This window comes from Streptomyces sp. WZ-12 (assembly GCF_028898845.1).
GTDB lineage: Bacteria > Actinomycetota > Actinomycetes > Streptomycetales > Streptomycetaceae > Streptomyces.
Genome location: NZ_CP118574.1, coordinates 1,385,260 through 1,407,474 on the forward strand (window position 1 = coordinate 1,385,260; position 22,215 = coordinate 1,407,474).

The 22,215-nt window shown below is 70.1% G+C and carries 23 protein-coding genes and 1 pseudogene; 3 read left to right on the plus strand and 21 right to left on the minus strand.

The window, feature by feature from the left end:
* Positions 1–175 precede the first annotated feature (175 nt).
* The 7 genes and pseudogenes from PV796_RS05795 to ligD all read right to left on the minus strand — a co-directional run.
* Complete coding sequence (locus PV796_RS05795) at positions 176–532, minus strand: hypothetical protein (protein ID WP_274911831.1); 357 nt, start codon at positions 530–532, stop codon at positions 176–178.
* A complete protein-coding gene (locus tag PV796_RS05800; protein WP_274911832.1) occupies positions 532–900 on the minus strand; it encodes a hypothetical protein in 369 nt (122 codons plus the stop codon). Before PV796_RS05800 ends, PV796_RS05795 begins: the two co-directional genes overlap by 1 nt.
* Positions 897–1,133 (minus strand): hypothetical protein, encoded by a 237-nt coding sequence (locus PV796_RS05805; RefSeq protein ID WP_274911833.1) that lies wholly within the window; start codon positions 1,131–1,133, stop codon positions 897–899. Before PV796_RS05805 ends, PV796_RS05800 begins: the two co-directional genes overlap by 4 nt.
* Before the next feature lie 371 nt (positions 1,134–1,504).
* Positions 1,505–1,756, minus strand: a complete 252-nt coding sequence (locus PV796_RS05810; RefSeq protein WP_274911834.1) for a hypothetical protein — start codon at positions 1,754–1,756, stop codon at positions 1,505–1,507.
* A gap of 360 nt (positions 1,757–2,116) precedes the next feature.
* Entirely contained in the window at positions 2,117–2,284 is a 168-nt protein-coding gene (locus tag PV796_RS05815) for a hypothetical protein (RefSeq protein WP_274911835.1), read from the minus strand.
* 756 nt (positions 2,285–3,040) lie between these two features.
* Entirely contained in the window at positions 3,041–3,208 is a 168-nt protein-coding gene (locus PV796_RS05820; protein WP_274911836.1) for a hypothetical protein, read from the minus strand.
* A gap of 2,274 nt (positions 3,209–5,482) precedes the next feature.
* A pseudogene (gene ligD / locus PV796_RS05830) lies at positions 5,483–5,701 on the minus strand (non-homologous end-joining DNA ligase LigD); the annotation flags it as partial.
* 86 nt (positions 5,702–5,787) lie between these two features.
* On the opposite strand from ligD, the gene PV796_RS05835 reads away from it, so the two are divergent.
* Entirely contained in the window at positions 5,788–6,849 is a 1,062-nt protein-coding gene (locus tag PV796_RS05835) for an ATP-dependent DNA ligase (RefSeq protein ID WP_274911838.1), read from the plus strand.
* 15 nt (positions 6,850–6,864) lie between these two features.
* On the opposite strand, the gene PV796_RS05840 is transcribed toward PV796_RS05835, so the two are convergent.
* From PV796_RS05840 to PV796_RS05855, 4 genes are all read right to left on the minus strand, one after another.
* The gene (locus PV796_RS05840; protein ID WP_274918880.1) at positions 6,865–7,842 is read right to left on the minus strand and encodes an MASE1 domain-containing protein; all 978 of its coding nucleotides are present in this window, start codon (positions 7,840–7,842) and stop codon (positions 6,865–6,867) included.
* A gap of 64 nt (positions 7,843–7,906) precedes the next feature.
* On the minus strand, positions 7,907–8,734 hold the full coding sequence (locus PV796_RS05845) for a PP2C family protein-serine/threonine phosphatase (RefSeq protein ID WP_274911839.1): 828 nt from the start codon (positions 8,732–8,734) through the stop codon (positions 7,907–7,909).
* Positions 8,735–8,815: 81 nt separating this feature from the next.
* Positions 8,816–10,375, minus strand: a complete 1,560-nt coding sequence (locus tag PV796_RS05850) for an APC family permease (protein WP_274918882.1) — start codon at positions 10,373–10,375, stop codon at positions 8,816–8,818.
* Positions 10,376–10,565: 190 nt separating this feature from the next.
* Positions 10,566–11,306, minus strand: a complete 741-nt coding sequence (locus tag PV796_RS05855; protein WP_274911840.1) for an ArsR/SmtB family transcription factor — start codon at positions 11,304–11,306, stop codon at positions 10,566–10,568.
* 133 nt (positions 11,307–11,439) lie between these two features.
* Between PV796_RS05855 and PV796_RS05860 the strand changes: the two genes are divergently transcribed.
* The gene (locus PV796_RS05860) at positions 11,440–12,888 is read left to right on the plus strand and encodes an MFS transporter (protein WP_274911841.1); all 1,449 of its coding nucleotides are present in this window, start codon (positions 11,440–11,442) and stop codon (positions 12,886–12,888) included.
* 56 nt (positions 12,889–12,944) lie between these two features.
* Here the strand turns inward: PV796_RS05860 and PV796_RS05865 are convergent, their stop codons facing one another.
* Positions 12,945–13,199: a hypothetical protein gene (locus PV796_RS05865; protein ID WP_274911842.1), complete on the minus strand. Its 255-nt coding sequence runs from the start codon at positions 13,197–13,199 to the stop codon at positions 12,945–12,947.
* 156 nt (positions 13,200–13,355) lie between these two features.
* Entirely contained in the window at positions 13,356–13,592 is a 237-nt protein-coding gene (locus PV796_RS05870) for an acyl-CoA carboxylase subunit epsilon (protein WP_274911843.1), read from the minus strand.
* Between the two features lie 197 nt (positions 13,593–13,789).
* On the opposite strand from PV796_RS05870, the gene PV796_RS05875 reads away from it, so the two are divergent.
* Positions 13,790–15,067 (plus strand): Dyp-type peroxidase, encoded by a 1,278-nt coding sequence (locus PV796_RS05875; RefSeq protein ID WP_274911844.1) that lies wholly within the window; start codon positions 13,790–13,792, stop codon positions 15,065–15,067.
* A 141-nt stretch (positions 15,068–15,208) separates the two neighbouring features.
* Here PV796_RS05875 and hypE read toward each other — a convergent pair whose 3' ends face one another.
* The 8 genes from hypE to PV796_RS05910 form a co-directional block, all read right to left on the minus strand.
* Positions 15,209–16,315 (minus strand): hydrogenase expression/formation protein HypE, encoded by a 1,107-nt coding sequence (gene hypE, locus PV796_RS05880; protein WP_274911845.1) that lies wholly within the window; start codon positions 16,313–16,315, stop codon positions 15,209–15,211.
* A complete protein-coding gene (gene hypD / locus PV796_RS05885; RefSeq protein WP_274911846.1) occupies positions 16,308–17,432 on the minus strand; it encodes a hydrogenase formation protein HypD in 1,125 nt (374 codons plus the stop codon). The genes hypE and hypD overlap by 8 nt, the downstream gene beginning before the upstream one ends.
* Positions 17,429–17,728, minus strand: a complete 300-nt coding sequence (locus tag PV796_RS05890) for a HypC/HybG/HupF family hydrogenase formation chaperone (RefSeq protein WP_274911847.1) — start codon at positions 17,726–17,728, stop codon at positions 17,429–17,431. The genes hypD and PV796_RS05890 overlap by 4 nt, the downstream gene beginning before the upstream one ends.
* 44 nt (positions 17,729–17,772) lie before the next feature.
* The gene (gene hypF / locus PV796_RS05895) at positions 17,773–20,274 is read right to left on the minus strand and encodes a carbamoyltransferase HypF (RefSeq protein ID WP_274911848.1); all 2,502 of its coding nucleotides are present in this window, start codon (positions 20,272–20,274) and stop codon (positions 17,773–17,775) included.
* Complete coding sequence (gene hypB, locus PV796_RS05900) at positions 20,271–21,029, minus strand: hydrogenase nickel incorporation protein HypB (protein ID WP_274911849.1); 759 nt, start codon at positions 21,027–21,029, stop codon at positions 20,271–20,273. Before hypB ends, hypF begins: the two co-directional genes overlap by 4 nt.
* 4 nt (positions 21,030–21,033) lie before the next feature.
* Positions 21,034–21,414: a hydrogenase maturation nickel metallochaperone HypA/HybF gene (locus PV796_RS05905; RefSeq protein ID WP_274911850.1), complete on the minus strand. Its 381-nt coding sequence runs from the start codon at positions 21,412–21,414 to the stop codon at positions 21,034–21,036.
* Positions 21,415–21,561: 147 nt separating this feature from the next.
* Positions 21,562–21,663 (minus strand): DUF6893 family small protein, encoded by a 102-nt coding sequence (locus PV796_RS42275; RefSeq protein ID WP_376568530.1) that lies wholly within the window; start codon positions 21,661–21,663, stop codon positions 21,562–21,564.
* The gene (locus PV796_RS05910; protein ID WP_274911851.1) at positions 21,657–22,205 is read right to left on the minus strand and encodes a hydrogenase maturation protease; all 549 of its coding nucleotides are present in this window, start codon (positions 22,203–22,205) and stop codon (positions 21,657–21,659) included. Before PV796_RS05910 ends, PV796_RS42275 begins: the two co-directional genes overlap by 7 nt.
* Positions 22,206–22,215: the final 10 nt, after the last annotated feature.

The window sequence follows — 22,215 nt, forward strand, 5'->3', positions numbered from 1 at the left end:
TCCTTGCAAAGGTCCGCACTCATGTTCCCTATCGATGCTTCCTCGGTAGCCACCTGATTCTTTCCCTTGCGGTGGCAGAGGTCGCAAACAGTCCAGCTAATAACCATGATCACCCTTCGAGCTTGAGCTTCCATAGCAAAGAGCCCGACCGTAGTCGGGCCCCCACTAAAGCCGCTCAGTCGCTATTGCCGTCCCACTCGTCGGCATCTTCCGTCATACCGCTTAGCGTGATGGCGATGTCTCGTGCCTGCTGCGCGGACTGCCGCAGTATCTCGGCAGCCTGCCGGTAACCGTCATTGGTCACGATGCTCTTATCTTGTTTGGTCCTGATGTCGGGGTCACGCTGGCCAGCCTCGTAAGCATGCTGCGCTTCCGCAGCGGCCTGCCCTTGCTTGTCCGCGTACACGTGGAGCGCGTTCACGATCGCGCCCGCCCGCCGTTCCACGTACAACCCGATGTCGTGGCGGCGCTGAACACGCCCCACTAATTCGCCGAACTCCGCCCCGCTCAGTTCCCCACCGTTGCCGGTCATCACTCTTCCCCTGCTATCTCCGCCATTGCCCTTGCTGCCCCTGCTATGTCGCACGCCGCGAACCAAACGATGTCGCCGTGGTCGGCGCACTCCCACACGGCCGTCTCGGGCTCCCTCCACCAGTCGCCCGTCAGTCCCTTGTGGGAGGCCGCTAGCGCACGTAGCACCGACTGACACAACAGCGGCTCGTCCATGGCATCAGCGCGCATCCAGTCGTGTTCGAGCGTCACCACACTGACGGCCTGGTCGTCCTGGTCGAGCACGACCACACGCACGCCCGGTCGTGCCTTGCTCCACCGCGCGACGACTTTGAACCCGAAGATGTTGGGTGTGAACCCGACCGCCATCTGATCAAACGCGGTTGTCACTTGATGACCTCCACTGCATCAAGCGGAAACACTAGGTACCGGTCCCACTCGGGAACCTTGTTATAGGTTCCGTCCAGGTTCCTGTACGGCTCTTTCTCGACGACAACATGTGTGATGTTGGGTCGGTTCATCTTCGGGCCCCCGTAAAGCACTCCCACTATCGGGCCACACTCCAGGAACATCATCTTGCGATTGCGGACACGTACGCCTAGCTGTACGTCTTTCAGCTTCACTCTCCACCCTCCCTGTATGACCTTGTAACGGCCTGACAGGCCATGGCTCGGACCCCGGCAGGTAGGGCCCGACCAAAGCGCGTCACGCTTGGTACAGCTAACAAGTTAACTGACAAGAGAATGCGTCTTGCTCGCCAGGATGGTTACGCCATGCTCGGCCAACACGTCCGCATATCGGCCGTTGTCCGACACGAACACGTTGTATTCCGGGTCAAGCTCGTACGAGTAACACAGCATGTGGTTAGGGTGTGCCTTGGCTCCCGTCCGCCGATCGCTGCATATCTTGCGAGCATCCGACTCGGAGACGTGCCACAACACCCGACGCTTACTCGGGGACGTGTTCCTGCTCGCTATGAACACCGCTACACGCTTCATGCGCCAAACCCCTCTTCCGGCCAGAGTCCCGTACGACGGAAGTACTCGCGCCCCTCAGCTGTAAGCACCCTTTCAGCATCCGCCCGACGCCTTACGGCCTGCTGCTGGAAATACTTGATGTCGCCCGGATCTGTCCGGTTGGATGCAACAACCTCTAGCCGGTCGGCCTGGTGACGCATGTAAGTGACATAACCCGCGATCATCGCGTCAATGTCCGCGCCTGTTTCCTTCTCAAAGTCGTACGCCATTTCCTTCTCCTCTACTTGACCGGGGCGTGCGTCATACCAGGCTCACTAGCCCTACGATGCTTGTCGCAACGAGGGTCACAGGCGAAATGCTTCTCCCCGTACATTTCCCTGCATTCCCAGTGGGTTACAGGCTCCTCACAGAAAGGTATGCACTTAACCCCCTCCGCTGCCGCATAGCTGCTGTAGTGGACTCCCACACGCTTACTCACTTACTCTCACACCCTTCGCACAGTTCACCGGTCGCCGGATTGCAATACTCGTGTCCGTGATCCTCGTAAGCCTCACAGTGCTTACAGTCATCCCATGCGCCATGACGCCGCAGATGCCAGTTACTGAACCATCGGCCCGACGGAAGCTGTTTCACGTCTCCGCATCCTTTCGGAAGATCTCAATCATGAACTCAAGATGCCGCACATCATGATCCAGGCACCATTCATCGTTGGCATCCCAACGCTGATTCCGATTGATCTTCGCTACCCGGTTAGCTATGCACTCGCGTGCCTCACGAATGATGTCGTTGTCAGGCATTACCGCTCCTCACACTCCCCCGGGTACGTGCATCCGGATCCATCGCAGTAGCCCGTGAAGCAATGCCACGACTCGGCCGGATCACATGCACAACCATCCGCCCTAGCGTCGTCGCACGGCTCACAGAAGTACTCGGAATCGTCCAGCGGACCTATTACAGTCGTGCCGCAGCAATCGCAGTAGCGATAGCCATGCGCGCAGTCCCGACCGGATCGCAGTGCGGAACCGGCACGCGCCGCCGCCTGACACTGATGCCAAGACATGTCCAAGTATTCGAGCGTTGCAGTCATAGCCGTACCTCTCTTCAGTGAAGAGCCATGCAGTGATGTTCAACCGGCCCCATGCGGGTACCGAGACGCGTTAGGTGCCTATCAAGCAACTCATCCGACGCGGTAAGCGCCTGTATCAGCTCTTCTATGTCCCACCCGTGGTAGTTCCACATAGAGCCCTTACAGGTCTCACCTGTCTCCGGGAACCACTCCCCGAGAGCGTTGGCCATGTGCTCTTCACATGCCTGGTAGTCAGCAGGTTCGTAGTAGAAAAATCGCTCTGCCATGTCCCTTGACCCTGTCCGCTGTCACTTACACGCGTTACCGAAACCGTCCGCGCCCTTGTGACACGCCCCGTCCTGGAAACCGTCGTTGTAGTCGGTCACGTGCGCCTTATCGGCAGCCTTAGCGTCCACGCTATGAACCGTGACCCCTGTGCCAGTAGCGAGCATCACGGCGGCCACGCCCGCAAGAATCCAGTTACGCATTACCAATCCACTCCCAACATTTGTTCAAGTTCAATGGCCGTAGGCGCCTCAGCTAGCCTCAATGCCTCCACATACGCGGAATCGATCTGCGCCCTCGTGATTTCCTCGCCGTCACCAATCGCCATCATGAGAATGCCGACCAGCGCATCAGCTATACGGGTATCCATGCCTGGTTTCCTTCCTGTACCGCTTTCAGGGTCTTCCGGTACGCACCTCTAGGAACCGTGAAATCAACCAGACACCCGAAGATGTCCAGCGCCTCAAAGTGCTCGCTGCACAGGTTCCGGGATTGCCTCCCGTGCACGTACCCGATCACGTAAGGCAGGGCGCCTACCGCCTGACAGTGCCTGATGTCGCACTCGCGTTTGAGATTGACGGTCATGTTGCCTCCCCTTTGTTCTGCTGCGTGCCCATGACCGGTCTTGCACCTGAGAACCGCTTACACCGGTAGTCATGGACTACGGGCTGTTTGCTTGCCTGATCGCAAGCGCAGCCCTATGAGGGTGATACCTCCGCCGGTTGTCGCTTGGGGCCACCGGGCAACCCATACGCGGTTTGATGCCTTACCTCAGCACTTGCTTTGGTCGTGCACGCTTCCGCACTCTCCCGGATCCGTAGATCCTTGGCCGCTTAGAGTCTGTCCCTTGCTTAGAACCTTAGTCCTTCGCTTTGTTTGGGCTGTTCCCCTTGCGACACCCAGAACATTACGCAACTTGTTAGCTGTACGCAAGTAAGCCAATAAGCCTCTGACCTGCGGTTTTTAACATCATCAACGCCCTGACCTGCATAAACGCTATCTAGGTAAAGTGCATAGCAATCTAAGTAGTCATAGCGCTACGTACAGTATCCAAGCTGGCCCTACCCGGATACATAGGAATATGCGCGCATGCATCTAGCACACCATCTATCCCTAAGTCCAGAAAGCCATGTGCGCCAACTTAAGGGCCTACCGCATACACCTAGGCCCTGTACAGCACCCTCATATAGATAGGCCCTCATGCGGGCACCTATCCATTGCTACTCTTTGTGCTTTAGTCTCACTCTTTGTGTTTTCATTCATTCTTTGCTTTGTGACTCTTGACTTAGCCTCTTCAATCCGTTATCGCCCCTCAATCAAGCATTATCACCACAATGAGACAAGCATCACCACAAGCATCCATAGGCAACATGCAAACAAACATGTAACGTAGAAAGAATGCCTAAAACAGGCATCTCCCATTCGACACCCATAGCCCACCTAAGGAACTCCCCCACTCAATAGACGGTCCGTTACCTGCTCACCAAAAGAAGGATGGCAACCAACCTAACTAACCCATAACAGAAGGCATCCACCCCTAACCGTAGAGTTAATAGTTAATTAGGTAGGTTCCCTTGCCTGCATCCAATAAGGAATGTCTATGCATATGGGGGGTAATGTTAGTTCGTTTGCACATAAGGAACCGCCGGAGGCTGTCGCTCGGCATACGTACGAACCAAGGGTCTAATGATCTTGCTTGGCTAGCCTAAGACGCTTAGATAGCCTAACGAGCTTCTGCATGGCTCCCTGAGGGCCTTTCGAGAGGCTTGGCAGCCAATGACGCCAAGGAGAGAACATAAAGCGCCCTAGGGGTCTTAGAAGGCTTTCCAGGGGCATCAGGGGTCCGTCTAGCTGCTCCGACTTAGAGCACCTATCCCTATATTTGTGAACTACGCCACAGCAGTGTCACTAAATCGAGAGAGTGACAAGTACGTTATTAGTGGAGGGGTAAATATATATGCTCCCTAGCCATACATGAACTTAGTGGTCGTCTAGGTTATCTATCTATGGGTACAAGTGAGCCCCGGCTACCAGGGCCGGGGCTTCGCCTTCTCCTCTAACTAACTCCATACGTCTGATCCTCCGCCCCTCCATGTGATGAGTCGGGAGTCGTCGAGGCTGATCTCATCCTCATCAAGGCCGGCACGTCGAAGGAACTCGACAACGTCTCTAGGGCCGTAGGCAAGGCCCAGGTTCTCGGCATTTACCGTCACCCGCCGGCCACCAGTAGGCGACGGTGGATGCACCACCACAAGTGGACGTGTAGCCATGCCCCCACTGTGCGCCAAAAGCTTCAGTGACGCATGGGTACGGAACTGCGCCCACTCTGCGAGAACTGTCGCCAGGAGTGCCGAGAGGTGGCCGTCGAGGGCCACACCCCGTGAATCAACCTAACTAACCTCTGACTGTCCGTGATGGCCCTCTCACGGGGCCTCGGGGTTCGAGCTGGGGCGTCACGGGGTCCGGGCAGACGTGCCTGATGAGGCGTCAGCGAAGTCAGCATTGGGTCAGCATGAGTCCTGGCAGAGGCTGTTTCAGGGGGTCACACCTGCAACTCGCTTACTGACCCCGAAAACCTGCTTTGACCTGCTGCGATGCAGGTCAACCGCAGATCAGGCTAGACTCCTCTGCACCCCCGGATGTCCTTCTGGTAGAAGAACTCGCCCTCGACGCCGTCGGGGAAGCGCTGCATCGTCGTCGGCCGGTCCCGCAGCCCGCGCAGCACGCCGTCGGCCACCGCCAGGTAGTAGTGGACAACGTCCAGCTTGGTGAAGCCGCGCTCCGGGTAGTACGTCTTGTCCGGGTTCGACACCCGCACCGCGCGTCCCGCGACGTCCAGTTCCACAGCTCCGGCTCCGGCCATGCCTCCACGCTAGGTTCCGCCGCGCACCCCCGCGCGCCGGCCGTCTCCGCGGGCGGGAACGGGCCGCGGCCCGCAGGATCGGGGGCATGGACCTGCCCGTGATGCCCCCGGTCTCCCCCATGCTCGCCAAGCCGGTCGCCGAGCTCCCCGCCGGCATGCAGTACGAGGCGAAGTGGGACGGCTTCCGCGTCATCGTGTTCCGGGACGGCGACGAGGTCGAGATCGCCAGCCGCACCACCAAGTCGCTCAGCCGCTACTTCCCCGAGGTGCTCGACGCGGCGCGGGCCCAACTGCCGCCGCGCTGCGTGCTCGACGGCGAGATCGTCATCGCGCACGACGGCCGGCTGCACTTCGAGGAGTTGCTGGAGCGCATCCACCCGGCCGACTCCCGGGTGCGGACCCTCGCCGCCCGTACGCCGGCGTCGCTGGTCGCCTTCGACCTGCTGGCGCTGGACGACGCCGACCTGCTCGGCGAGGCGCAGACGGTCCGCCGGGCGGCGCTGGTCGAGGCGCTGCGGCCGGCCCGGGCGCCGGTGCACACCGCGCCCGCCACCACCGATCTGGAGCTGGCCCGGCGGTGGTTCGGGCAGTTCGAGGGCGCCGGGCTGGACGGGGTGATCGCCAAGCCGTTGGACCTGCCGTACCGGCCCGGCGACCGGGCGATGTTCAAGGTCAAGCACGCCCGGACCGCGGACTGCGTGGTCGCGGGCTACCGCGAGCACAAGAGCGGCCCGGTGGTCGGCTCGCTGCTGTTGGGGCTGCACGACGACGCCGGCCACCTCCAACACGTCGGGGTCTGCGCCTCGTTCCCGATGGCCAGGCGGCGGGCGCTGGTGGAGGAGTTGGCACCGCTGCGGATGGCCGACGCCACCGGCCACCCCTGGGGCGACTGGACCGACGAGGCGGCGCACGGGGCCCGTCGGATGCCGGGCGGCCCGAGCCGCTGGAGCGGTGGGAAGGACCTGTCGTGGGTGCCACTGCGCCCGGAGCGGGTGTGCGAGGTGGGCTACGACCACATGGAGGGCGACCGCTTCCGCCACACCACGCAGTTCCGCCGCTGGCGACCCGACCGCACGCCGGGGAGTTGCACCTATGCCCAGTTGGAGGAGCCGGTCGGCTACGACCTGGGCGAGCTGCTGGGTGAGTGACCGGGCGGCGGCCGATCACTGCTCCGGCGGCCAGCTACGCCGGCTCTCCCCCGGCGCCAACCGGTCCACCACCTCGGCGAGTTCCCGGCACGCCTGCTCGATCCGCCGCCGGACGGCGTTCTGCTCGGTGACGATCGCCGAGAGCAGCAGCGCGGTGAGGGCGGCGGAGGCGTTCAGGGCCTGGAGGTTGACCATGGTCTCCAGCAGGCTCCGGCCGGCGAACGGGCCGTACCCGCGGGTGGCCGCGTTGATCGCGCAGACCGACATCACCAGGACGCAGGGCGCCGCGCCGATCAGTTGGAACCGCAGCGCCGCCCACACGATCACCGGGAAGACCAGGAACAGCAGGGACAGCGAGGAGCGGGTGATCACCACCGAGACCGCCGCCACGGCCACCAGGAGCGTGACCGCCTCGGCCCAGCGGTGGAGGGGGAAGTGCCGGGGCCATCGGACGGCCTGGCAGGCCAACAGCAGCGGAGCGATGACCAGGACCCCCATCGCGTCCCCCACCCACCAGGACGCCCAGGTGCGCCAGAAGTCCCCCGTGGGCAGCGCCCCGGTCAGCACCTGGGTGCCGCTGCCCAGCGTCGCGCTGATCACCATCGCGGCGAACGCGCCCAGCGCCACCAGGGCCACCCCGTCGCGCAGCCGGTCCAGTTCGGTGCGGAAGCCGACCCGGCGCAGCATCAGACAGGCGCACACCGGGGCGAGGGTGTTACCGGCGATCACGCCGATGCCGGCGAGGTCGAGCCGGGTGAGCGTGGAGATGACCAGGAAGGTGCCGAGCGCGATGCCCGGCCACATCCGCAGCCCCATCAGCAGCAGGCAGCTCAACGCGATGCCGGTGGGTGGCCACAGCGGGGTGACCACCGCCCCCGCGACCACCACCTGTTCCAGCAGACCGACCTTCGCGGCTCCGTAGTAGACGGCGGCGAGCGCGAGGTTCCCCAGGGCTGCCGGCGCCAGCCGACGGATCTCCCCGGTGCGCACCACGCCAGCCATCAGACAACGCCGGTGACCGGGCCCCGGCCGCGACACGCGCTCGCGGCCCCGGGCTTCACCCCCGTCGGTCCGCGTCGTAGCGCAGCACGATCACCGCGGCGTCGTCGGTGTGCCCGGTGAGTTCGGCGACGCACAGCACCGCCTCGGCGACCTCGGCCGGGTCGTCCCCGGCCTTCGCGCCGACCAGCCGGGCCACCTCCGCCAGTCCGTCGTCGATGGGGAACGACGGGCCCTCGATCACCCCGTCGGTGAGCAGCACGAACGCGCCCGCCGTGGCGAGCCGCCGGCGGGTGACCGGATAGTGCTGCCCCGGCAGCACGCCGAGCGGGATGCCCCCGGGGTCCTCGGCCAGGCCGCACCGGCGGTCGGTGGTGGCCCAGACCGCGGGGACGTGCCCGGCGCGGGCGCTGGTCAACTCCCAGGACACCGGGTCGAAGCGGACGAAGGTGCAGGTCGCGAAGAGTTCGGAGTCGATGGACAGGAGCAGGTCGTTGGCCCGGCTGAGCACCTCGCCGGGGTCGGGGGCGTGGGCCGCGACGGCCCGCAGCCCGATCCGGATCTGCCCCATGAACGCGGCCGCCTCGACGTCGTGGCCCTGCACATCGCCGACGGAGAAGGCGAGCGAGCCGTCCGGGAGGGCGAAGCCGTCGTACCAGTCGCCCCCGATGGCGAGGCCGTGCCGGGCCGGGACGTAGCTGGCGGCGGTGCGCAGACCGGGGAGCTCGGGGAGGGTGGCCGGCAGCATCTCCCGTTGAAGGACCTCGGCCAGCTCGACCCTGGCCCGCTGGAGTTCCGCGCCCTCCCGCGCCTGGGCGGTCAGCCGGCCGAGCGTGCTCAGCAGATCGTCGGCGCTCGCCGACCGCGGGGGACGACGCCGAAGCATGGCCCCATCATATTTCCGGGGTCCGGCATCCGCTCCACGGCGACGTCGCGCCCCGGCGGCTCCCGCCGGGGCGCGACGGGGTCAGGCGACGGCCCGCCGCACGACCGTGAGGTGGCCGACGCCGGACCGCACCGCCCAGAAGAAGACCGCCAGCGCGACGGCGCCCACGGTGAGCGAGTCGTAGGGCGCGGGCAGGTGCCCGGAGCCCTTGAAGGTGCCCAGCCAGGACAGTGCGGTGAGCGCGAGGAGGTACACCACCAGCCAGGCGCCGGTGGTGAGTTCGGCCTTCAGCGGGCGGCGCGGACCGGCGCCGTCGCTCTCCGCGGACCGGGCGCCGGGCCGCCGCATCACCAGGAAGAGCAGCAGTCCCACGAGGACCATCGGCAGCGCCAGCCGCAGGTGCTGCCAGCCCGACCAGTAGACGAACTCGCTGGCCACCACGAAGCTCAGCGGGGCGATCCAACGCAGCCCCGGTACCCACCCGGCGGTGCCGCCGCCGGCCTCGGTACGGAAGACCGCCACCGCGACCGCGGAGGCGCAGTAGATCAGCAGGTACATGTCGCCCATGACGCTGACGATGTCCTGCCAGCCGCCGAACGGCAGCAGGTACAGCACGATCACCACGAGGTTGATCACCAGGGCGCGGCGCGGCATGCCAGAGCCCTCGTCGATCTTCATGAAGTAGCGCGGGATGGTGCCGTTCTTGGCCAGCGCGTAGGTGTGCCGGGCGTCGATGGCCACCCCGACGTACGCCGAACCGCCGGGCGAGAGCACCGCGTCGGCGTAGAGCAGGTTGGAGAGCCAGTGGAGGTTGAGGATCAGCGCCAGCTGCCCGAAGGGCGAGTCGAAGGAGACGCCCTTCCAGCCGCCGCCGAGCAGGCTCTCGGGGACGGTGAACAGATAGGCGACCTGGAGCGCCACGTACATCAGCAGGGCCAGGCCGATGCCGGCCAGCACGGCCCAGGGGAGGGTGCGGCGGGGGTTGCGGGTCTCGCCGGAGAAGTCCATCGGGGCCTGGAAGCCGTTGACGGAGTAGACGATGCCGCCGCCGGCCAGCGCGGTCAGGCAGGCGACATAGCCGTACGGGGCGAAGCCGCCGTGGTCGGTCAGGCGCCCGGAGTGCCAGCCGGAGGCGATCAGGGCGAGCACGGTGGCGACCGGTACCGCGATCTTGAAGATCGAGACCAGGGTGTTGAGGCGGGCGAAGAGCCGGACCGCGAACCAGTTCAGCGCGGTCAGCAGCACGCTGAGGCCGGCGGCCACGGCCAGTCCGGAGGCGGTGAGGGTGTGGCCGTTGTAGAGGCCGGGGACGTAGTGCGCGGTGTACTGCATGATGGCGCTGATCTCGGCGGCGGTGGCGCCGACCGAGAGCAGCACCGACCAGCCGACGAGGGTGCCGACCAGCCGCCCGTTGGCGAGCAGCGGCCAGCGGACGGTGCCGCCGCCCTCCGGCCGGGACGCCCCCAGCTCGATCATCACCAGCGCGACCAGCCCGCACAGCAGGCCCGCGCCCACCCACGACAGCAGCGCGGCCGGGCCGGCGGTCTGCGCGGCGTACATGGCGGCGAACAGCCAACCGGAGCCGACGATGTTGGAGAAGCCGATTCCGGTCAGTCCCCAAAAGCCCAGGTCGCGCCGCAGTCGGCGTTCCTGCGTCCGCACTTCGGACGCACCGCCTCCGACGGACTCCCCCGCTACCTGATGCTCCGTCACGAAACGGCCTCCTCGACTCGCTGTCTGCGCCGGTCAGGACCCTACTCGACGTGTTCGCGCCAGCGGGAAGCCGATTGTTGCGGCAATGTGAAGCGTTCGACGGGAGGGTTTTGAGGGGCTAGCCGAGCCGCTCGGGGGCGAGGCCGAAAGTTTCCGACAGCCCCCGACGCCCGGCGTCGGTGAGCCGGACGACCCGCCGGTACCGGCCGTTGCGCAGCCAGTCCAGCGCGAACAGCCGGGCGGTGACGGCGACGCCGAGCGGGCCGGCCAGGTGGTGGCGGCGCTCGGCCCAGTCGACGCAGTAGCGGACCGCGGACCGGCGCCGCGGCAGCCGGTCCAGGTCCACGCCGAAGGAGGTCAGCGCGCGCCGGCCCGACGGCGTCAGGACGTAGCGGACGTCGGCGGGCTCGTCGCCGGCGCGCTCCTCCCCGAGGACGCCGTCGGCCAGCAGGGCTTCCATCAGGGCGACACCGAGGCGGCCCGCGAGGTGGTCGTAGCACAGCCGGGCGCGCAGCAGGGCCCGGGCGCGGGTGTCGGCGTTCAGGGAGCGGACCGGCAACGGCCGGGCGATCTGGGCGAGTTGCTCCAGGGCGCGGGCGACGTCGGGGGTGGCGAGCCGGTAGTAGCGGTGCCGGCCGTCGAGCTCGACGGTGAGCAGCCGCGCCTCCCGGAGCCTGGCCAGATGGCCGCTGAGGGTGGAGGGACTCACCCCGGCCTCGGCCGCCAGGGCGCTGGCCGGCAGCGCACCGCCCCCGGCGAGGGCGAGCAGCACCTTGGCGCGGGACGGGTCGCCGATCGCCGCGGCGACGTGCGCCACGTCCGTCTCGGTGCGGGCTGCGGGCTCGGTCCGGGCGTCCATACCGCGACCGTACGTCGCGAACGATTCGGCAAGCAGCGAAACGTCCTCGCGGTCCCGGACCCCACCACGGACCCCACCCCGCGACAAGAACGTTTCGCCACAGACCGCAACGTCCCGGCCCGACACTGACCGCATGCCGACGACCCCGACGCTCCCCGCCCCCGCCCCAACCCGGCCACGCACCGCCCGCGCCGCCCGCCTGCCCCTGGTGGCCGTGTGCCTCGGCTACTTCCTGGTCATCCTGGACGTCACCGTGGTCACCGTGGCGCTGCCGGACCTGGGCCGCGCGCTGGACGCCGGGGTGACCGGCCTCCAGTGGACGGTGGACGGCTACACGCTGGTCTTCGCCGGGCTGTTGCTTTTCTGCGGCGGACTGGCCGACCGGTTCGGCGGGCGGCGGGTGTTCCTGGCCGGGCTGACGGTGTTCGCGCTGGCCTCGGCCGGTTGCGCGCTGGCCCCGTCGGTGGCGGTGCTGGTGCTGGCCCGGTTGGTGCAGGGGGTCGGCGCGGCCCTCCTGGTGCCCGCGTCGCTGGCGCTGCTGCGGGCCGCGTACCGCGAACCGGCCGCCCGCGCCCGGGCGTTCGGCGTCTGGGGAACGGTCGCGGGGCTGGCCGCCGGGGCCGGCCCGGTGCTCGGTGGCACGCTGGTCGCCGCGTTCGGCTGGCGCGCGGTGTTCCTGGTGAACCTGCCACCCGCGCTGCTGGCCCTGGTACTGACGGTCCGTCACATCCCGTGCTCCCCCGACGGGCCGACCCGCGGCGGGCTCGACGTCCCGGCCCAGACGGCCGGCGCGGTGGGCGTCGCGGCCCTCGCCGCCGGCTGCATCGAGGCCGGCTCCCTGGGCTGGGTCCACCCCTTCGTCCTCGGCGCGTTCGCCCTCACCCTGCTCGGTCTGGCCGCCTTCCTGCTCCTGGAACACCGCTCGCCGGCCCCGATGCTGCCGCTCGCCCTCTTCCACAACCGGGCCTTCGCCGCCTCCGCGGCCGTCGGCGTCCTGCTCAACACCGGTTTCTACGGGCTGCTGTTCCTCGCCCCGCTCTACTTCCAGCGGGTCCACCACTACAGCGCGCTGCGCACGGGCTGGGCGCTGCTGCCGGCCGTCGGCCTGATCGCGGCCGGTTCGGCGCTGGCCGGCCGGCTGACCGCGCGGAGCGGGCCCCGGCCGTCGATGGTGGCCGGCCTGCTCATCGGGGCGGCGGGCCTGGCCGGCTGGCTGTGCGCGGGCCCCGGGACGCCCTACGCGGCGCTGGTCGGCCCGATGGCCGCCGCCGGTTTCGGCACGGCGCTGACCATGCCGGCCGCCACCGCGGCGGTGATGGAGTCCGCCCCCGGCGACCGCGGCGGCGCGGCGGCCGCGGTCTTCAACGCCGCCCGCCAACTGGGCAGCGTCCTCGGCGTCGCGGTCTTCGGGACGCTGACCACCGGCGGCCTGGTCCCCGGGCTGCACACCGCGGCGCTGATCGGCGCCACCGGCTTCCTGGCCGCCGCCCTGGGTGCGGTCCGCTGGGCCCCTGGCTCCCGCCGCACGTCACCGGGAACGGCCGCCCGGCGCGCGCCCGTACGGTCCAGCCAGCGCCGGTAGCCGAGCCCCGTACCGACGCACCAGAACGGCCAGTTCAGGGGCCGCCCCCGCTCCCCTCATCCGAAGACGACCACCCCGGCCGCCACCACGGCCACCACAACCGCCCCGACGACGAAGCCCGCGATCACCTTCCGCTGCCAGGGCGCCACCCAACCGCCCCGTAGGGCACTCCCCATCCGCCCGTACTGCTCGCTCCGCCCAATCGGCGTCAGCGGCTCGGTCGTCCCCTGCGGCATCCCACTGGTCCAGTCGGGCCCCGACTGCGGATACCGGCGGCGCCAGCGCTCGTCCTCCCGCCACGGCAATGTCATGGGCCGCTCCTCACGTTCCTCCACACCTGCCGCCTGCCCGTCGGCCGGGCCGGCACACCCACCGACCCACCGGCGAACGCGCGGCGGCTCCCCCCAACCGCCGTCAGCCTCCGGACGAGCCCCCGCCGGTGCAGCTCCCGACCGCCCGTCGCGGACTCAGCCACACAGCCAACACCCCGCCCAGCACGCCGACCGGGCACGGTGGTTGCGCAGTTGGCGATCGGTGAGTCCGTCGTCGCGCGCCTGCTCGCGGTCACCGTCGGCGAGCGCCCGGGCCCAGGCGAGCCGACTGCACACGACGACGGCGAGCGCGGCCAGTTCCTCGGGCTCGGCGTTGCCCCGGACGATGCGCAGCGGCATCTCGGCGGGGTCGTCCTCAGTCGGGCGGGTCACCCAGCCGACGCTAGGAGCGGACGCCGGCGACGGCGCGGGGGCCTGCGCCGTTCGGCGGCCGGGTGGCCACCCCACGCGTGATTTCGACGGGCCCCACCGTGTTGTTCCCGGACGGGGCCCGGCCGGCCGCGAGGATCGCGGCGCAAGCAGGGGTAACGCACACCGGCGGCGCGGGCCGCAGTGGGGATGGCTGGGCGATGAGGGATGAGCGGAGCGGAGACGAGCGGAGCGCGGCGCGGGACGGCGGGCGCCGAGGGTTCCTGAAGTACGCGGCCGGGGTCGCGGGCGCGGCGGCCGGCGCGGGGCTGTGCGGCGGCGAGGCGGCGGCCGTCCCGGCAGGTCGATCGCCGTCGCCGCAGGGCCACTCCGCGGAGGGCCGGCTGCTGCCACCGGACCGGATCCCGTTCCACGGTCACCACCAGGCCGGCATCGTCACCCCGCAGCAACTGTTCGCCGGTTTCGTGGCGTTCGACGTGCTGGTACACGACCGGGCGGACCTGACGCGGCTGCTCAAGAAGGTCACCGAACGGTCCCGGGTGCTGGCCGCCGGGGTGAAGCCGAAGGACGAGAAGACCGCCGCGGAGCCGCAGACCCCGGACTCGCTGAGCATCACGGTCGGCGTCGGGGCGTCCCTCTTCGACGACCGGTTCGGGCTGGCCGGGCACAAGCCACGCCACCTGAAGGCCATGCCGGCCTTCCCCGACGACCGGCTGGACCCGCCGCGCTGCCACGGCGACCTGTCGTTGCAGGTCTGCGCGGAGCACCCGGACGCGGTGGTGCACGTCCTGCGCGACCTGGGCCGCGAGACCCACGGGATGATGCGGCCACGGTGGCGGACGGACGCGTTCCTCAACCCGTCCCGGCCCTCGGGTTCACCGCGCACCTTCATCGGCTTCAAGGACGGCATCGTCAATCCGGACACCGGCTCGGCGCGCGAGATGGACCGGCTGATCTGGGTGACGCCGGAGTGCGGGGAGCCGGACTGGGCCGAGGGCGGCAGCTATCAGGTGCTGCGGCTGATCCGGTTCCACGTCGAGTCCTGGGACCAGGTGCCGGTCAGCCGCCAGGAACGGATCTTCGGCCGGCACAAGGCGAGCGGTGCGCCTCTGGGACGCGAGCGGGAGAACGACGCACCGGACTACCGCCACGACCCGCACGGCCGCACGATCCCCCTCGACGCGCACATCCGACTCGCCAACCCGCGCACCCCGCACACCGACAAGTCCCGTTTCCTGCGCCGGAGTTACAACTACGACCAGGGCTACGACCGGCGCGGGCGGATGAACCTCGGGCTGGTCTTCTGCGGCTACCAGCAGAACGTCCAGCGGCAGTTCGCCACCGTGCAGCGCCGGCTGCGGCACGAGCCGCTGTCGCGCTTCATCACCCCGGAGGGCGGCGGCTACTTCTTCGTCCTGCCCGGCGTGCGGGACAAGGACGACTGGTTCGGGTCCCGGCTGATGCGCGACACCCACTGAGCCCTACCGCGACCGACGCACCCCGTGTCGCCCCGCGCCCCCGCGCGGGCGGCGCGGGGTGCGTCGTCACCGGCCCCGGGTGCGCGGACACAGCGGTCGGCGGCCGGACGTTGCCGCCCGACCGCCGACCGTCCCGACGTCTCAGCAGATCCGGGGCAGTTGCTCCCCCAGCGGCAGATCGACCACCCGCGTCCCGCCCAGCGGGGTGCGGGCCACCACCATGCCGGGGTGGGCCGCGACCGCCTCGCCGATCACCGCGGCGCCGACGCCCAGCGGGTGGGCGCGCATCGCGTCCAGCACCGCGTCGGCGTGCTCGCGGGGGACGAACGCCACCAACTTGCCCTCGTTGGCGACGTACATGGGGTCCAGGCCGAGGATGGCGCAGGCGTTGGCGACGGCCGGCGGGACGGGAACGGCACGCTCGTCGATGACCACGCCGGTGGCGGAGGCGGTGGCGATTTCGTTGAGCGCGGCGGCCAGCCCACCGCGGGTGGGGTCGCGCAGCACGTGCAGATCGGGGGTGACCGCGAGCATCGCCTGGACGAGCCCGCCGAGGGCCGCGCAGTCGCTCTCGATCTCGACGCCGAACTCCAGGCCCTCGCGGACGCTCATGATGGCCACGCCGTGCACCCCGATGTCACCGCTGACGATCACCACGTCGCCGGGCACCACTCGCTGCGGCCGCAGGTCGACACCGGGCGGGATGACGCCGATGCCGGCGGTGTTGAGGTAGACGCCGTCGCCGCGGCCGGCCTCGACGACCTTGGTGTCGCCGGTGGCCACCTCCACCCCGGCGGCCCGGGCGGCGGCACCCATCGCGTCCGCGACCCCGGCGACCACCGGCATCTCCACGCCCTCCTCCAGGATGAAGCCGCAGGAGAGGTAGGCGGCCCGGGCACCGCTCATGGCGAGGTCGTTGACGGTGCCGTTGACGGCGAGGTCGCCGATGCTGCCGCCGGGGAAGAACAGCGGCCGGACGACGTAGGAGTCGGTGGAGAAGGCCAGTCGCTGCCCGCCGAGCGGGAAGACCGCCGAGTCGCCCAGCTGGCCGAGGAGTTCACCGCCGAAGGCCGGCACGAAGATCTGCTGGACGAGCTCGGCGGTCAGCGCCCCGCCCCCGCCGTGGCCCATGACGACGCGCGGGGTCTCGCGCAGCGGGGCGGGGCAGGTCCAGCCGGTGATGTCGACGGTGGGCAGGTCCCGGGGGCCCGGCCCGGTGGCGGGGCGGGACGAGGTGGTGTCAGACAACGGGGGTCGCCTCCAAGGGGGTCGGCGCGGTGCCGAGCCGGCGGTACAGGTAGTAGGCGGCGCAGGCGCCCTCGCTGGAGACCATGGTGGCGCCGAGCGGGGTGCGCGGGGTGCAGGTGGTGCCGAACGCCTGGCACTCGTGGGGCTTGATCAGCCCTTGCAGTACCTCGCCGCTGCGGCAGGCGGCCGGCTCGCGGGTGGCGATGCCCTCGACCGAGAAGCGGTGTTCGGCGTCGTAGCCGCGGTAGCGCTCGGAGAGCCGCCAACCGCTGGCGGGAATGGTGCCGATGCCGCGCCAGGAGCGGTCGGCGACCTCGAAGACGTCGGCCAGCATCGCCCGGGCGGCCGGGTTGCCCTCGGGGCGGACGGCGCGCGGGTAGGCGTTCTCCACGGTGTGCTCGCCGCGCTCCAGTTGGCGGACGGTGCGGCGGATGCCCTCCAGGATGTCCAGCGGTTCGAAGCCGGTGACGACGATCGGCACCCCGAAGCGCTCGGCGAGGGCCGGGTATTCGTCGACGCCCATCACGCTGCACACGTGGCCGGCGGCCAGGAAGCCCTGGACCCGGCAGCTCGGCGAGTTCATGATCGCCTCGATCGCGGGCGGGACCCGGACGTGCGAGACCAGCATGCTGAAGTTGTCCAGGCCCAGCCTGCGCGCCTGGTGGACCGCCATGGCGTTGGGCGGGGCGGTGGTCTCGAAGCCGATGCCGAAGAACACCACCTCGCGGTCCGGGTTCTGTTGGGCGATCTTCAGCGCGTCGAGCGGGGAGTAGACCACGCGGACGTCGCCGCCCTCGCTGCGCACCCGGAACAGGTCGCGGTCGGTGCCGGGGACCCGCAGCATGTCGCCGAACGAACAGAAGATCACCTCGGGCCGGGCGGCGATCTCCAACGCCTTGTCGATGACCGCCAGCGGGGTCACGCACACCGGACAGCCGGGCCCGTGGATCAACTCGACTTCCTCTGGCAGGAGTTGGTCGATGCCGTGCCGGATGATGGTGTGCGTCTGACCGCCGCAGACCTCCATCAGCGCCCAGGGCCGGGTCACCATGCCCCGGATCTCGTCCAACAACCTCCGGGCCAGCTCGGGGTTTTGGAACTCGTCGAGGTACTTCACTGCCGCGCCTCCTCCGCCTGCGGTCCGTCCTGTTCCGCGGCCTCCTCCCAGGGATCACCGAACTCCTCCTGGAGCAGCCCCAGTTCCTCGAAGAGCGCCAGGGTCCGGCGGGCCGACTCCTCGTCGAGCCGCTGGAGCGCGAAGCCCACGTGGACGATCGCGTACTCACCGACCGCGAGGTCCGGGACGTATTCCAGGCACACCTCCTTGACCACCCCGCCGAAGTCGACGGTGGCCATCCGGGTGCCGTCCCGGTCCTCGATCTCCATCACCATGCCGGGCACCGCCAGGCACATGGGTCCTCCTCGTCGTACGGGTGTGGGTACATACGGGCTACGGGCTAGGCGCCGCGACTGCGGGCCGCGACCAGCAACTGGCCGAGCGCCAACCCGCCGTCGTTGGGCGGGACCAGGCGGTGCCGCAGCACGGTGAAACCGTCCTGCCGCAGCATCCGGGCGGCGGTCTCGGACAGCAGGGTGTTGCCGAAGACGCCGCCGGTCAGCGCCACGGTCGCCAGGCCGGTGCGCTCCCGGGCCAGCCCGCAGGCGCGCCGGACGAGGCCGGCGACGGCGGCGTGGAAACGGGCCGCGACCAGTGCCTGGCCGGTGCCGGCGCGCACGTCCTCGACGATCGCGGCGAGCACGGGGGCGGGGTCGGCGACCAGCGCGGCGGCGCCGCCGACCGGGGCGCCGGTGCGCAGCGCGAAGGTGTAGCCGGGGCCACGGTCGTCGCCGGCGGTGCGGGCCGCGGCCTCCAGCGCCACCGCGGCCTGGGCCTCGTACCCGGCATGGTGGCAGATCCCGGCGAGCGAGGAGACCGCGTCGAAGAGCCGCCCCATGCTGGAGGTCGGGGCGCAGTTGATGTCCCGCTCCAACTGGCGTTCCAACACGGGAAGTTCATCGGACTGACAGGCCGTCACCGGCGGCAGGTCGGCGCTCCAGGGCAGGCCGGCGGCGCGCAGGTGGGCGAGGGCCATGCGGTAAGGGCGGCGGACCGCGGCGTCGCCGCCGGGCTGCGGGACGTAGCCGAGTTGGACGAAGCGGCGGTACCCGGCGTAGTCGGCGAGGAGGATCTCGCCGCCCCAGATCGCCCCGTCGTCGCCGTAGCCGGTGCCGTCGAAGGCGACGCCGATCACCGGCTGCCGGCCGTCCAGTCCGTGCTCGGCCATGGCGGCGGCGACGTGGGCGTGGTGGTGCTGGACCCGGACCAGCGGCCGGCCGCCGGTGTGGCGACGGGCCCACTGGCCGGTGCGGTATCCGGGGTGCCGGTCGGTGGCGAGCAGCCGCGGCCGGACCCCGGTGATCGTCTCCAGGTGCGCGGCGGCCCGTTCGAACGCCAACTGGGTGGCCAGGTCGTCCATGTCGCCGATGTGCGCGGAGAGCCAGGCCCGCTTCCCCTCCCCCAGGCACAGCGCGGTCTTGAGGTCGCCGCCGGTGGCCAGCGCGGGCCGGACCGGCACCGGCAGCGGTACCGGGTACGGCGCGCGGCCGCGCGAGCGCCGGACGTACAGCGGCTCGCCGTCGCTGATCCGGACCACCGAGTCGTCGCACGGGACCTGGATGGCCCGGTCGTGGGCGAGCCAGGCATCCGCCAGCCGCGCCAGTTTGGCCAGGGCGTCCGCGTCGTCGGTGACGAGGGGTTCGCCGGACACGTTGCCGCTGGTCATCACGAGTAGCCGGGGGCCATGGTCGTCGCCGGGCAGGCCGAACAGCAGGTGGTGCAGCGGGGTGTAGGGCAGCATCAGCCCGAGGTCGGGGCAGCCGGGGGCGACCGCGTCGGAGACCGCGGGCGCTCCGCCCACGGGCCCGCCGGCCCGCCGGTGCAGCAGCACGATCGGCCGCACCGGCCCGGCGAGCAGCTCGCGCTCCTCCGGCCCGACCTCCACCAGCCCTTCCACGTCGGCGAGTTGACGCGCCATCAACGCGAACGGCTTGTCCCCGCGGGCCTTGCGGCGACGCAGTTCCGTCACCGCGCGGTCGTTCGCCGCGTCGCACACCAGGTGGTAGCCACCGAGCCCCTTGACGGCGACGATCGCGCCGTCGGCGAGCAGCCGCCGGGTGCCGGCCACCGGGTCGCCGGGGACCGGACGCGGCGGCTCCGCGGTGCCGTCCGCACCGTCCGGGCCCGCGGCCAGCAGGCGCAGCCGGGGGCCGCAGTCGTGACAGGCGATCGGCTGCGCGTGGAACCGCCGGTCCGTCGGGTCGGCGTACTCGGCCGCGCACCGCGGGCACATCGGGAAGCCGGCCATGGTGGTCTGGGCGCGGTCGTAGGGCAGCGCGCGGACGATGGTGAAGCGCGGGCCGCAGTGCGTGCAGCTGATGAACGGGTGCCGGTGGCGGCGGTCGTCCGGGTCGGTCAGCTCGGCCAGGCAGGCGTCGCAGGTGGCGGCGTCCGGGGCGACCAGGGTGCGGGACGGGCCACGGGTGCGGGAGGGGCGGATGGTGAACCCGGTGTCGCCGGTGGGCGCGAGGTCCTCGCCGTCCACGGCCTCGACGACCGCCAGCGGCGGCGCCTCGGCCCGCAGTCGCACAGCGAACCGGTGCAGCACCGCGGCCGGCCCCTCGACCTCCACGTCCACGCCCTCACCGGTGTTGCTCACGTGCCCGGTCAACCCCAGTTCCGTGGCGAGGCCGTGGACGAACGGGCGGAATCCGACGCCCTGGACGATGCCACGCACGGTGATCCGGCGGCGGGCGGAGTCCGTTGCGGGCGCCTGTGGTGGGCGGGCGGCGCACACCGCTCCGCCGTCGCACGAGGACGGGGCGGGCGCCGGTTCCGACGGCCCGGGGGACGGTGGGGGGGCCTGCGGAACGGTGCCGGCGCCGGGCTGCCCGACGGTCATGACCGGCTCGACCCCACCGGGCCGCGGTCGCCGTCCCGGTCCTCGGGGCCGTCGTGCAGATGGTGCGACCGGCGGGTCATCACCGGGATGTGCCCGGGACCCTTCTCCCGCGCCGCCAACGCCCGCTCCAGCAGCGTCCCGAGGCCCTCGCCACCGCGGACCGAAGTGCGGACGACCTCGGCGCCCGGGTTGATCCGTTCCACGTTGGCGCGGAACGTCGGCTCGTCGAAGTCCACCGCAGCGGCGAGGTCGGTCTTGGTGATCAGCACCAGGTGGGCCAGCCCGAAGGCGGTGGGGTACTTCAGCGGCTTGTCCTCGCCCTCGGTCACGGCGGCCAGCACCACCCGCAGCGTCTCCCCCAGGTCGTAGGAGGCCGGGCAGACCAGGTTGCCGACGTTCTCGACGAACAGCAGCCGGGTGTCGGCGGGCAGCCAGCCGTCCAGGTGCCCGCCGAGCATCTCGGCCTCCAGGTGGCACAGCCCGTCGGTGAGCACCTGTTTGACGGGGACCTCGGCGCGGGCCAGGCGGACCGCGTCGTTCTCGGTGGCCAGGTCGGCGGTGAGTGCGGCGACCGGCACCCCGCGCTCCCTGGCGAGGGTCAACTCCCGCTCCAGCAGGGCGGTTTTACCGCTGCCGGGGCTGGAGAGCAGGTTGACGACCGCGGTGCCGCGGGCCGCCAGGTCTTCGCGCAGGGTGTGGGCGCAGGCGTCGTTCTTGGCGAGCACCGCCTGTTGCAGATCAAGGACACGGCACATGGGATCAACGCTCCTCGTGCGTCGGGGTGGATTGCGGGCCGTCGTGCCAACTGACGTCCGCGATCCGCAGTTCGCGGCCGGACAGCAGCTCCACGGACGCCCCGCCGCACCCGGTGCAGCTCAGCCGCGGCGGCCGGCCCGCCGGCCAGGTCCGCTCGCAGCGGCCGCAGCGGGCGCGGGCCGCGATCGGTTCGGTGATCAGCTCGGCGCCGGCCAACGCCGTTCCCTCGCAGGCGAGTTGGAAGGAGAACGCCAGGGCGTCGGGGACCACCCCGGCCAGTTCACCGATCTGGAGCCGGACGCTGCTGACCGCGGCGGCGCCGGCGGGCGGGACCGCGCTCTCGACCTGGTCGATGACCGCCAGCGCGATGGACATCTCGTGCATCGGCCCGTCTCTTTCGGGTGTGACGACCGGTTGCCGGTGCCTCATTAGACGGCCCGGCCCCGGGCCGCCCGGGATGCCTCGCCGGGCGGGGCGGTGGCATACACCGTTCGGTGCAGCGCGCCCCGCCGGCCGCGGGACCGACGCGCCTCACATGGCGCGCATCCGCAAGTACCGCTTGATGTCGGGCAGGTTGCGCAGGGCGACGGCGAGGATGGCGGCCAGCGTGCCGCCGAGGGCGATCTTCAGCATGGGGTGGTGTTCCTCTCGGTGGGGTCGGCGGGGACCGGCGCCGGCTCCGGCGCGCCGACCAACCGCAGCACGAGCCGGACGGCTTCGTCGACGGCGGCGGCGACCGGGGCGCTCAGGCCGATCCCCTCGGCGGTGTCGGCGGGTTCGCAGCCGACGACCAGGACGCGCTCCGGGCGGCGGGCGCCGGTGCCCGCGCTGAGCGTGCCGAGCAGCGCCAGGACGGCGTCCGGGGTCATGTGGTGGGCGTCGGGTGGGCCGGCGCCGGGGCGGGCGGTCGCGGCGGCGGGGTCGGTGGCGTCCAGGAGGTAGAGCGAGCCGGGCCGGCCGCCGCGCGCCGCGGCGTCCACCAGCAGCACCGAGGCGTAGCCGTCCAGCATCCGGTAGGCGAGGTCGACGCCCCGGATACCGGAGTCGACCAGGTCCACCCCGTCGGGGAGAGGGTGTTCCCCGAGCGCGCGGGCGGTCTCGACGCCGAAGCCGTCGTCACCGAGGAAGATGTTGCCGACGCCCGCAATCAGGGTGCGGCCGGGTGGGAGAGACACAGTGCGGCCG